2 protein-coding genes (1 of these 2 cut by a window edge) are annotated in these 12176 nt (G+C 70.2%); both read left to right on the top strand.

Annotation, left to right across the window (positions count from 1 at the left end; genetic code table 11):
* The first annotated feature begins 439 nt into the window (after positions 1-439).
* Complete coding sequence (locus OG300_RS28355) at positions 440-11851, top strand: amino acid adenylation domain-containing protein (RefSeq protein ID WP_405486129.1); 11412 nt, start codon at positions 440-442, stop codon at positions 11849-11851.
* On the top strand, positions 11851-12176 hold the 5' end (the start) of the coding sequence (locus OG300_RS28350) for a non-ribosomal peptide synthase/polyketide synthase (protein WP_405486127.1). 18664 nt of this gene lie beyond the right edge of the window; 326 of the gene's 18990 nt are visible here — the first part of the coding sequence; its start codon is at positions 11851-11853; its stop codon lies off the right edge, out of view. The genes OG300_RS28355 and OG300_RS28350 overlap by 1 nt, the downstream gene beginning before the upstream one ends.

Genomic DNA, 12176 nt, shown 5'->3' with positions numbered 1-12176 from the left:
CTTCGCCTTCGTAAGTGCGGTCTGTCACACCGCGGTCTCGTCATGTGGTTGCACCCACATTTATCGCGTTCTTCGCGGTATCTCTGCGCCCAACTAGACGCTCGTCCAACTTTTTTTCAGCAAAAAGTTCCTTTTTATTGTGTAAACGCCTAGTGTTCGCAATGCATGGACGGCATCCCTGTGATGCAGGTGACAGTTGGAGGAGATCGGCAGCAGGACAACCCGGATGTGATGACCCGGAGGCAATCACATCCCGGCCGGCGGACCACTAGGCCCGGCCGCTTCGAGCATTAGTTGGATCAAGCGCGGGGATCACCGCGCAATTCGTCGAAACACCCAGGGCGGTGCGGTTTTCCGCGGCCTGGGTGCCGTGTTCCCGTGCGGCGCCACAGGTCTATTTCGCGATGCCCGGAAGCGTTCGGCGGCATAGCAATTCGCCATGAAAAGGGAGGCTCTGGTGTTGGGTACGGAGTTGGGTGGTTTCGAGTCTCGCGACGTTCCGGGTTCGAGCGATGAGCGCGACCCCTTGGCGGCGCCGTTCCCGCTCGGTCCCGCGCAGGTCGGCGTCTGGTACGCCCAGCAGCTGCAACCGGACGTGCCGATCAACATGGCCCAGTACGTCGACATCCAGGGCGATTGGGATCTGGATCTGCTCGCTCGCGTCGGCGTCGAGGCCATTCCCATCTGGCGCACCTCCCAGCAGCGCTTCGGCGAAACCGATGGTCAGCCATACCAGTACCTGGACCTGACCGACCACGTCGACCCGACCACCTTCCTGGACCTGCGGTCCGAGGCGGATCCCATCGCGGCGGCCCGCGAGTGGATGCTCGCCGAGGTGGTTCGCCCGGTGAACATCCTCACCGACCTGCTGTTCGCCCCCACCGTCATTCGCATCGCCGATCAGCGCTGGTTCTGGTTCATCCGCGCCCATCACATCCTCGGCGACGGCTACGCGGCCATGAACGTCATGCAGTGGTCGGCCAGGCGCTATACCGCGCTGTCCCGCGGCGAAGAGTCCGCGAAGGTGAAAGTCGGTGGGCTGCAACAGGTCGTGCAGTCCGAGCTGGACTACCGCGACACCACCCGCTTCCAGTCCGACCGTGAGCACTGGCTAGAGCGCACCCGCCGCCTCGGTGGTTCCACCACCCTCAACCCGCGTCCCGCCCCGCTCGCCGCGCTCAACCGGCTGTTCGGTTCCGCGCTGCCGGAGGGTTTGCGTGAGCGCATGGATACCGTTGGCACCCAGCATGATTCGGGACTGCCCGTGGTGCTGCTGGCCGCCTTCGCGGTGTACCTGTCGCGGATGACCGGCAAGGACGAGGTGGGCGTCAGCCTGCCCGTGGCCGCCCGCACCACCGCCGTGCTGCGCAATTCGACGGGCATGCTGGCCAATATCGTGCCGATGCACATGTCGGTCGCCCCCGGCACCACCTGGGCGGAGCTGCTGCACGCCACCCGGGTCGAGGTCTCCGGCGCGCTGCGGCATCAGCGCTACCGCCAGGAGGACATCCACCGCGACGCCGAGCGTGAGGGCAATCCGCCGCTGCGCGGGCTGTTCGGCCCGGCGGTCAACATCATGCTGTTCCACAACAGCATCGAGTTCGGTGACATCGTCGCCAAGCTGCACCCGCTGTCCTCCGCGCCCATCGAGGACATGAACCTCAATGTCTTCTACGGCGACAACGACCGGGTGCACCTGAACATCGAGGTGAACCCGAACCTCTACTCCGACAGCGAGATCCGCGCGCACCACGCACGCTTCCTGAACCTGATCGAGCGCCTGGTCGAGCTGGATCCGGCCGCGCCGCTGGACGGTGTCGAGGTCGCCACCGATGCCGAGCGCGAGCAGGTGCTGCGCGACTGGAACGACACCGCGCAGCCGGTGGCGTCCGGGACCCTGGTGTCGAAGTTCGCCGATCAGGCCGAGCGCACGCCGTCGGCGACCGCGCTGCGCTTCGCGGGTGCGCCGGATCTGGACTACGCCGGTCTGGCCGATCGGGTCAATCGTCTTGCCCGCCATCTGATCTCGCGTGGCATCGGCCCGGAGGACCGGGTCGCCCTGCATCTGCGCCGCTCCCAGGAGCTGGTGGTGGCGATGTACGCCGTGCAGGCCGCCGGTGCCGCCTACGTGCCGCTGGATCCGGATCACCCGGCCGAGCGCATCGCGCACATCCTCGAAACAGCCGCTCCCGCACTGGTTCTCACCAAGACCGGCGACGAGCCGGACACGGCCTTCGAGGCGCTGAACCTGGACGGGCTGGATCTGTCCGCACTGTCCGGCGCGCGGATCACCGATGCCGAGCGGGTCGCCCCGCTGCGGCCCGGCAATGCCGCCTACGTCATCTTCACCTCCGGTTCCACCGGTCGCCCGAAGGGTGTGGCGGTCAGCCACGCCTCGGTGCTCAACCGCCTGGTCTGGGGTCAGCGCACCTACGGCCTGACCCTCGACGACGTGGTGCTGCAGAAGACGCCCGCGACCTTCGACGTCTCGGTGTGGGAGTTCTTCTGGCCGTTGCAGATCGGCGCGACGCTGGTGCTGGCGCAGCCGGACGGCCACCGCGATCCGGCCTACCTGCGTGCGGTGATCGCCGAATACCGGGTCACCGTCACGCATTTCGTGCCCTCCATGCTCGAGGTCTTCGTGGCCGGGCTGGAGGCCGAGCCGGGTGCCGCGGTTGCCGACCTGGCGTCGCTGCGGATGGTCTTCACCTCGGGTGAGGCGCTGGCGGCCGGCACGGCGCAGCGGCTGCGCGCGCTCACCGCCGCGAGGCTGCACAATCTCTACGGCCCCACCGAAGCTGCGGTCGAGGTCACCTTCCACGAGGTGACTGCCGCGGACACCGAGTTCGTGCCGATCGGCGCGCCGGTGTTCAACACCCGGACGTATGTGCTCGACGCACGTCTACGGCCGGTTCCCGTGGGCGCCCCGGGTGAGCTGTATCTGTCGGGGGTTCAGCTCGCCCGGGGTTACCTCGGACAGCCGGGTCTGACCGCCGACCGTTTCGTCGCCGACCCGTTCAGCGCCGCCGTGGGTGGTCGCCTGTACCGCACCGGCGATCTGGTGCGCTGGACCGAGGCCGGGGAGCTGGAATACCTGGGCCGCACCGACTTCCAGGTGAAGCTGCGTGGCCTGCGCATCGAGCTCGGCGAGATCGAGACGGTGCTCGGCGATCTGGACGAGGTCGCGCGCGCGGTGGTGATCGTGCGCGACGACCAGCTGGTCGCCTACGTGGTGGCGGCCGCGCCGATCGACGACACCCGGCTCAAGGCCGCGGCCGTGCGCGCGCTGCCCGCCTACATGGTGCCGACCTCCTACATGCTGATGGATGCCCTTCCGGTCAACGGCTCCGGCAAGCTGGACCGCGCGGCGCTGCCCGCGCCGGTGCGGATGGCCACGCAGTACGAGGAGCCGCGCTCGGTGGTCGAGCACGCGGTGGCCCGGGTGCTGGGTGCGACGCTCGGTGTCGAGAAGGTCGGCCGCACCGACGATTTCTTCGCTCTGGGTGGCAACAGCCTGATCGCGACCCAGATCGCGTCGCGCCTCAACGACGAGCTGGGTTGCCGCCTGACTCTGCGTGAGCTGTTCACCGCGACGACCGTGGCCGCGCTGGCCGAGGTCATCGACGCGCAGTTCCTGGATGCCGACGCGGATGCCGGAGTGGCGGCGCGTCTGGTGGCGCTGGGCGTGGATCGTCCGGAGCAGGTTCCGCTCTCGCCCGCGCAGCAGCGCATCTGGTTCCTCAACCGTTTCGATGTGACGGCCGCGAGCTACAACATGCCGTTCGTGGTGCGCCTGCGTGGCACGGCCGCGGATCTGCCCGCGCTGCGCGCCGCGGTGACCGATGTGCTGACCCGGCACGAGGCGTTGCGCACGGTGTTCCCGGTGACCGACGACGGTTCGGCGTATCAGCGGGTGCTCCCGGTGGCCGAGCTGGACGTCGAGGTGGCGCACGAATCGGTCACGGACGGTGCCGATCTGGACGCTCGTCTGGCGGAGATCGCCGGTCGTGGTTTCGACCTGGTGCGGGAGATTCCGTTCCGCGCACAGGTTTTCACGGTCGAGGCGGCGAACGAACTGGACGGTTCGGTGTCTGTCGACACGCCGTCCGACGGTGACTACGCGCTCGTCATGGTGCTGCACCACATTGCGGCAGACGGGCTTTCGCTGCCGGTGCTGGCTCGCGATCTGATGCGCGCCTACACCGAGCGGCTCGGCGGTGGACAACCGACCTGGACGCCGCTGCCGGTGCAGTACGCCGATTACGCGGTGTGGCAACGGGATCGGCTCGGCTCGGCCGCCGACCCGGATTCGCTGCTGGCGAGTCAGCTGGAGTTCTGGCGGCAGACCCTCGTGGGCGCACCGGATCTGCTGGAGCTGGCCGGTGACCGTCCGCGTCCCGCGGTGGCCAGTGGCCGCGGCGGTAAGCGCCTGGTCGAATGGCCCGCCGAACTGCACGCCCGGATCACCGAAACGGCTCGGGCCGAAGGTGTTTCGACCTTCATGCTGGTGCACGCCGCACTGGCGCTGCTGCTGTCGCGGATGTCCGGAGAGTCCGACATCGTGATCGGTACTCCGGTCGGCGGTCGCGGGGCAAGCGAACTGGACGGCCTGATTGGCATGTTCGTCAACACGCTGCCGCTGCGCACCGAAATCGATGCCGCGCAGAGCTTCCGGGAGTTGCTGTCGCGGGTGCGCGACACCGATCTGGCCGCCTTCGCGCATGCCGACGCGCCGTTCGAAGAACTTGTCGATGCGCTCAATCCGCCACGCTCCCAGGCCCGTCATCCGCTGTTCCAGGTGCTGCTGTCGTTCGCCGCGCCCGGGGCTACCCGCATCGAACTGCCCGGATTGCTTGCCACGACAGGTACGCTGGAGACCGGAGTGACCAAGTTCGACCTGTCGGTCGTGGTCACCGAAAGCTTCGTCGGTGCCGGTCCCGGGGAAGGTCCGGCACCGACGGGGATCACCGCAGAGTTCGAGTTCGCTGCGGATCTGTTCGACCCCGCCACCATCGACGTTCTCGCCGATCGGCTGGTGCGGCTGCTGACCGCGATCACCGCGGACCCGGCCGCCGCCGTCGACTCCCTGTCGGTCCTCTCCGACGCCGAATACGCCGATCTGACCGCACGTTCCGGCGGCCCGGCCCCGGACGCCATCGCACTGCCGGACATGTTCGCCGCCGCCGTGGCGACCGGCCCCGATACCGTCGCGGTCGTCGACGGCGCGCGTGAGCTCACCTACCGCGAACTCGAGGCGGCCTCGAACCGCGTGGCGCGGATGCTGATCCAGCGCGGTGTCGGCCCCGAGGATCTGGTCGCCGTGGGCATGCCACGCGCCCTGGAGACGGTGCTGGCCATCTGGTCGGTGATCAAGACGGGTGCCGGTTGGCTGCCGGTGGACCCGGCCTACCCGGCCGCCCGCATCGCGCACATGGTGTCGGATTCGGGTGCGGTGGTGGGTCTCACGACCGCCGCCGCCCGCGCCGCCATGCCCGATTCGCTGGACTGGCTGACCCTGGACGCGGCCGAGCTACCCGAGTCCGCCGCGGACCCGGTGGCCGCGGATCTGGTCCGCCCGTTCCGCCCGGACAACCTCGCGTACGCCATCTACACCTCCGGCTCCACCGGTCTGCCCAAGGGCGTGCTGCTGGCGCACCGGGGTGTGGCCGCGCTGGCCGCCGAGCAGACCCGCAAGTACTTCGGCGAGGTCGGCATGCGCGTGCTGCATGTGGCGTCCCCGTCGTTCGACATCTCGGTGGCCGAGCTGCTGCTCGCGGCGAATTCGACCGCGACGCTGGTGATCGCGCCGCCGTCGGCCGGTGCCGGTCCGGAACTGGCCGAGGTGATCCGCGAGCACCGGGTCACCCACGTGATCATCACCCCGTCGGCGCTGAGCACCATCGATCCGGATGAGGTGCCGGAGCTGCGCGTCGCGGTGGTCGGTGGCGAGGCCTGCCCGCCGGAGTTGCTGCGGCGCTGGGTCGCCGCCGATCGGGTCTTCATCGACGCCTACGGCCCGACCGAGACCACCATCATCGTGAACGCCAGTGCGCCACTGCCGCTGGAGGGTCCGGTTGTCATCGGCCCGCCGATGGCCGGCGTGCGGGAGTGGGTGCTCGACGGGCGGCTGCGCCCGGTCCCGGTCGGCGTGCCCGGTGAGCTCTATGTCGCGGGCGATCAGGTGGCGCGCGGCTACAAGGGCCGTCCCGGTCTGACCGCCGATCGCTTCGTGGCCTGCCCGTGGGCTCCCGGCGAGCGCATGTACCGCACCGGCGATCTGGCGCGCTGGACCGCCGATGGCGACGTGTTCTACATGGGCCGCAACGACTTCCAGGTGAAGGTGCGCGGATTCCGCATCGAGCTGGGTGAGATCGAGGCCGCGCTGGCCGAATTGCCGGGCATTCGCCAGGCCGTGGTGCTGCTGCACTCGGACGCGGCGCGCGGCGATCAGCTGGTGGCCTATCTGGTCCCCGAGGGCGAGCGGCCGGACGTGGCCGCGGTCAAGGCGGGCCTGGCGGGCCGCCTGGCCTCCTACATGGTCCCGGCCGCCTTCATGGTCCTCGACGCGCTCCCGTTCAACCCCAACGGCAAGCTGGACCGCCGGGCGCTGCCGGAGCCGCTGTTCGAGTCCGCCGGGTACCGGCGGCCGGGCACCATGGCCGAGGAAGTGGTGGCGGGTGTGTTCGCCGAACTGCTCGGGGTCGAGCGGGTCGGCGCGGACGACGACTTCTTCATGCTCGGCGGCAGTTCGCTGCTGGCGACCAAGGCGGCGGCCCGCATCGGCACGCTGCTGCACGCGACCGTCGGTGTGCGCCTGCTGTTCGAGACCTCGACGGTGGCCGCGCTGGCCGCCGCGATCACCGCGGGCACGGGCGAATCCCGGCGGCCCGCGCTGGTCGCCGGTGCGCGTCCGGAGTTGCTGCCGCTGTCCCCGGCGCAGCGCCGCATGTGGTTCATCAACCGATTCGATCGCGAGTCCACGGCCTACAATCTGCCGGTCGCGCTGCGGCTGTCGGGTGAGCTGGACGCGGCCGCGCTCGCGGACGCGCTGAGCGACGTGCTGGCTCGGCACGAGGCGCTGCGCACCGTGTACCCGGAGACCGCCGCGGGCCCCTCGCAGGTGATTCTGCCGGTGGCACAGGCCTTCTCGGGTCTGAAGCCGATCGAGGTCACCGAGGCCGAGCTGACCGCCCGGATCCCGGAGATCCTCAACACCGTCTTCGACGTCACCGCCGAGGTGCCGATCCGCATCGAGCTGCTGCGCCTGGCCGACGCCGCGGGCGAGCCGACCGGAGAGCACGTGCTCGCCGGTGTGCTGCACCATATTTCGGCCGACGGCTCCTCGGTGGTCCCGTTCGTGCGCGATCTGATGGTGGCCTACGCGTCCCGCACTGCGGGTGCGGCTCCGGCCTGGGCGCCGCTGGCGATCCAGTACGCCGACTACGCCCTGTGGCAGCACACCCTGCTCGGTGACGACGCCGACGAAACCTCGGTCGCCGCGGCACAACTCGCGTACTGGCGGGAGAACCTGGCCGGGCTGCCCGACCAGCTCGACCTGCCCACCGATTTCCCGCGTCCGGCCCGGCAGAGCTTGCGCGGGCGGCAGCTGAAGCTGGCCCTGGACGCCGAATTGCACGCTGGGCTCACCGAATTGGGCCGCAAGCAGGGCACCACCCTGTTCATGGTGGTGCACGCGGCCTACAGCGCGCTGCTGGCGCGACTGTCCGGCACCGACGACATCGCGGTCGGCACCCCGATCGCGGGCCGCGGCGACAGCGGTCTGGACGACGTGATCGGCATGTTCGTCAACACCCTGGCGCTGCGCACCCTGGTGGACCCGGCCGAGCCCTTCACCGCCCTGCTGGCCCGGGTCCGCGCGGGTGACATCTCGGCCTTCTCGCACGCGGACGTGCCCTTCGAGCGCCTGGTCGAGGTGCTGAACCCGGTCCGCTCGCAGGCCCGGCACCCGCTGTTCCAGGTCGGCCTGTCGTTCCAGAACTTCGAGCAGGCCGAACTCGAGCTGGCCGGTCTGACCGCGTCGGTGCTCGACTTCGACACCCACATCGCCCAGTTCGACCTGCACCTGTACGCCTGGGATCGGTACCTGGACTCCGGCGCGCCCGCCGGATTGGACGTCGCTCTCACCTACGCGACCGACCTGTTCACCGAGGACACCGCCCGGTACTTCCTGGCGGCCCTGACTCGCCTGTTGGAAGCCGTTGTGGCACAGCCGGACGCGGTGATCGGCGATATCGATCTGCTGGGCGCGGAGCTGCGGCAGCGACTGCTGTCGGACTGGAACGACACCGCGCACCCGGTGGCCCGGGGCACGCTGGTGGATCTGCTCGACGCCCAGGTGGCGCAGGCTCCCGCCGCGCTCGCGCTGCTGGACGCGCACACCGGCACGGAGCTGACCTACGCCGAGTTCGACGCCCGGGTGAATCGCCTGGCGCGCAGGCTCATTGCCGAGGGCGTCGGCCCGGAGTCCGGTGTGGTGCTGGCCATGCGGCGCGGCATCGACCTGGTGGTGGCCATGTACGCGGTGGTGAAGGCGGGCGGCGCGTACGTGCCGATCGATCCGGACCACCCGGCCGAGCGCATCGCCTACATCGTCGAAACCGCCGCTCCGGCAGTGGTTCTCACCACCGTCGCCGACGGGGTGCCGTTCACCGCCGAGGTGCCGGTGCTGGAGGTGGACCGGATCGAGCTGTCCGGACTGTCCGCCGCGCCGATCACCGACGCCGAGCGGACCCGCCCGCTGCGCGATCAGCATCCGGCCTACGTCATCTTCACCTCCGGCTCGACCGGACGGCCGAAGGGCGTGAGCATCCCGCATGCCGCGATCGTCAACCAGTTGCACTGGCTGCGAAGCACTTTCGCTCTCGACGCCACCGATCGCGCACTGCTGAAGACCCCCGCCACCTTCGATCTGTCGGTGTGGGAGTTCTGGTCGCAGCTCACCAGCGGCGGCAGCCTGGTGGTGACCGCCGCCGGTGACGAGCGTGATCCGGATCGACTGCGCACGGTCATCGAGAACCGGGCCGTCACGGTGCTGCACCCGGTGCCGTCGCTGCTGGGCATGCTGCTCACCGGCGGGGACCTGCCCGCGTCGGTGCGGACGGTGCTGGCCATCGGCGAGGCGCTGCCGGCCGCCACCGCCGCCCGGTTCCTGGACCAGAGCACCGGTGCCGCAACGCTTTTCAACCTCTACGGCCCGACCGAGGCCGCGGTGTCCATCACCTCCTTCGAGGTGCGGGAACGCCACCGGCAGTCGGTGCCGATCGGCGCGCCCGCGTGGAACAGCCGCGTGTACGTGCTCGACGCTCGCCTGTCGCCGGTTGCGGTCGGCGTGCCCGGCGAGCTCTACCTCGCCGGTGATCAGCTGGCCCGCGGCTACCACGGCCGGGCGGCGCTGACCGCGGACCGTTTCGTGGCGGACCCGTTCGTGCCCGGTCGCATGTACCGCACCGGCGACATCGTGCGCTGGCTGGCGGACGGCACCCTCGAATACGTCGAGCGGGCCGACTTCCAGGTCAAGATCGGCGGTTTCCGCATCGAGCTCGGCGAGGTCGAGTCGGCGCTGCTGCGGCAGCCGGGCGTGCGCGCCGCGGTCGCCGTGGCGCACACCGCCGGTGACGCCGGGGCTCGTCTGGTCGCCTACGTGGCCGCCGACGAGACCGAGTCGGGTCTGGTCGCCGCCCTGCGCACGGCGCTGACCGCCGAGCTGCCGAAGTACATGGTGCCCGCGAGCATCACGGTGCTGGATGCCTTGCCGCTCAACGCCAATGGCAAGGTGGACCGCACCCGGCTGCCCGAGCCGGTCTTCACCGTCGCCGCCTACCGCGAGCCGGTGAGCGAGCTGGAGCGGGCCGTGGCGGCGGGCTTCGCCGAGGTCGTCGGCGTCACCGCGGCGCACACGGTCGGCCTGGACACCGACTTCTTCGCTCTGGGCGGCAACTCGCTGATGGCGACCCGCCTGACCGCGCGCCTGGGTTCGGATCTGGGCCTGCGGGTTCCGGTCGCCGCCATCTTCGAGGCCCCCACGGTGGCGGAGCTGGCATTGCGCCTGGCCACCGCCGAACCGGCCGAGTTCCGTCCGGCCCTGACCCGCCGGATCGGCACCGAGCCCGCACCGGTATCCCTCGCGCAGCAGCGCATGTGGGTCGTCAACCGGCTGAACCCGGAGTCCGGCGTGTACAACGTGCCCGCCGCCATCCGGCTCACCGGCGCGCTGGATCAGGCCGCGCTCACCACCGCGCTGCGGGATGTGCTGGATCGGCACGAGATCCTGCGCACCCGCTATCCGGAGAAGGACGGCGAGCCGGTGCAGCTGGTGCTCGGCCTCGACGAGCTGAACATCGACCTGACCCCGATCACGGTGTCGCAGCAGGAGATTCGCGAGCGCGTCGTCGAGATCGTGATGACCGGCTTCGACGTCACCGCCGCCCCGCCGGTGCGGGTGCGACTGCTGCGGGTCGCCGCCGACGAGCACGTGCTGGTCGTGGTGGTGCACCACATCAGCGCCGACGGCTACTCGGCCATCCCGCTGACCCGGGATCTGGTGCTGGCCTACACCTCTCGCGCCGCCGGGCAGGCGCCCGCCTGGGCCCCGCTCGACATCCAGTACGGCGATTTCGCGGCCTGGCAGCGCGAGCTGCTCGGCTCGGACACCGACGCGGACAGCCTGCTGTCGCGGCAGCTGAGCTTCTGGGTCGACGAATTGTCCACCGCCCCGGAGCAATTGACCCTGCCGACGGATCGGCCGCGGCCCGCCCGGCGCGGTACGCACGGCGCGCACGTCGAGATCGAGGTGGACGAACCCACCACCGAGCGGCTCTCCGCCCTCGCTCGCGAGCAGGGCGCGACCCTGTTCGGGGTCGTGCACACCGCCTTCGCGGTGCTGTTGGCCAAACTGTCCGGCCAGCGCGACGTCTCGGTCGGTGTGCCGGTCGCGGGTCGCGGTGAGCGTGCCCTCGACGACCTGATCGGCATGTTCGTCAACACCGTGGTGCTGCGCACCCAGGTGGACGGCAAGCTGTCGTTCCGGGAGCTGCTGCGGGAGGTCCGTGACCGCGACCTGACCGCCTTCGCCAACGCCGACGTCCCGTTCGAGCGGGTGGTGGACGCGGTCTCGGCCGCCACCGGTCGCGCGCGCTCGGCCTCGGTGAGTTCGCTGTTCCAGGTGATGTTCGTCTTCCAGAACATCGCCGCGGGCGCGGTGGAACTGCCGGGCCTGGTGGTCGAGGCGTTGGACGCCGACCTCGAGGAAGCCAAGTGCGACCTCCAGCTCACCGTCTTCGAGCGGCTCGACGCGACCGGCCGGGTGACCGGCCTGACCATGCGATTCACCTATGCCACCGATATTTTCGGCGCCGACACGGTGCGCCTGCTGGCGCAGCGACTGGGGCTGATCCTGGACGCGGTGGTCGCGAACCCGGCCACCCCGGTGCGCACCATCGACATTCGAGTCGAATCCGAGCGGACCGCGCGTGCCACCTCGGCGCCCGCGAAACCCGCGCTGCCCGAGCAGAATTCGGCGGGCTCACCCCCGGCCGACCTGCCCGCCCTGATCGCCGCCGCCGCGGCGATCGCTCCCGACACGGTCGCGCTGGTACACGGCGACCACACCGTCACCTACCGGGCGCTCGCCGACAAGATCGGCGTCACCGCCCGGGCCATGGGTGCCGCGGCCAAACCGGAAGCCCTGGTGAACGTCGCATTGGCCGGTCTGGTGCCCGGCATTCTGACCGCCCTCGGCGGGGCCGGTCTCGGCCAGGTGCTCGGCACGCTCTCGGTAGCGGCGCACGACCTGGTTCTTCGCTCGGAAAGCTCGTCGGAAGGAAATTTCTGATGCACTACGCAGACTCGATCGCTGTCAGCCGTACCGGCCGCGTCTCGGTGTTGCGCCGAGCCTATGGCGTCGGTGACCTGCCGGTCCTCATCGCGACGGTGGCCGAGCTGGACGCCGACCGGATCGCCCTGCGCTACGGCGGCGACGCCGTGGCCTACGGCGCGCTGGCCACCGAACTGGCCGTGCTGAGCGAGGCCATGGGCGGCGCCCTGGAGGCCGAGGCGCTGGTGCAGGTCGTGGTGTCCGGTCAGCTGCCCGCCCTGATGGACGGTCCGGAGGGCGAGTTGACCGCGGTGCTGGAGGCGCTGGTCGACGACGCCGTCAC

Origin of the sequence: Nocardia sp. NBC_00511, from assembly GCF_045161165.1 — a bacterium.
Taxonomy (GTDB): Bacteria; Actinomycetota; Actinomycetes; order Mycobacteriales; family Mycobacteriaceae; genus Nocardia.
This window is presented reverse-complemented; position numbering and strand designations above follow the sequence as displayed.

Excerpts from the sequence above, each read along its gene's own strand:
- OG300_RS28355 (WP_405486129.1), top strand. The coding sequence starts at position 440 with ATGAAAAGGGAGGCTCTGGTGTTGGGTACGGAGTTGGGTGGTTTCGAG.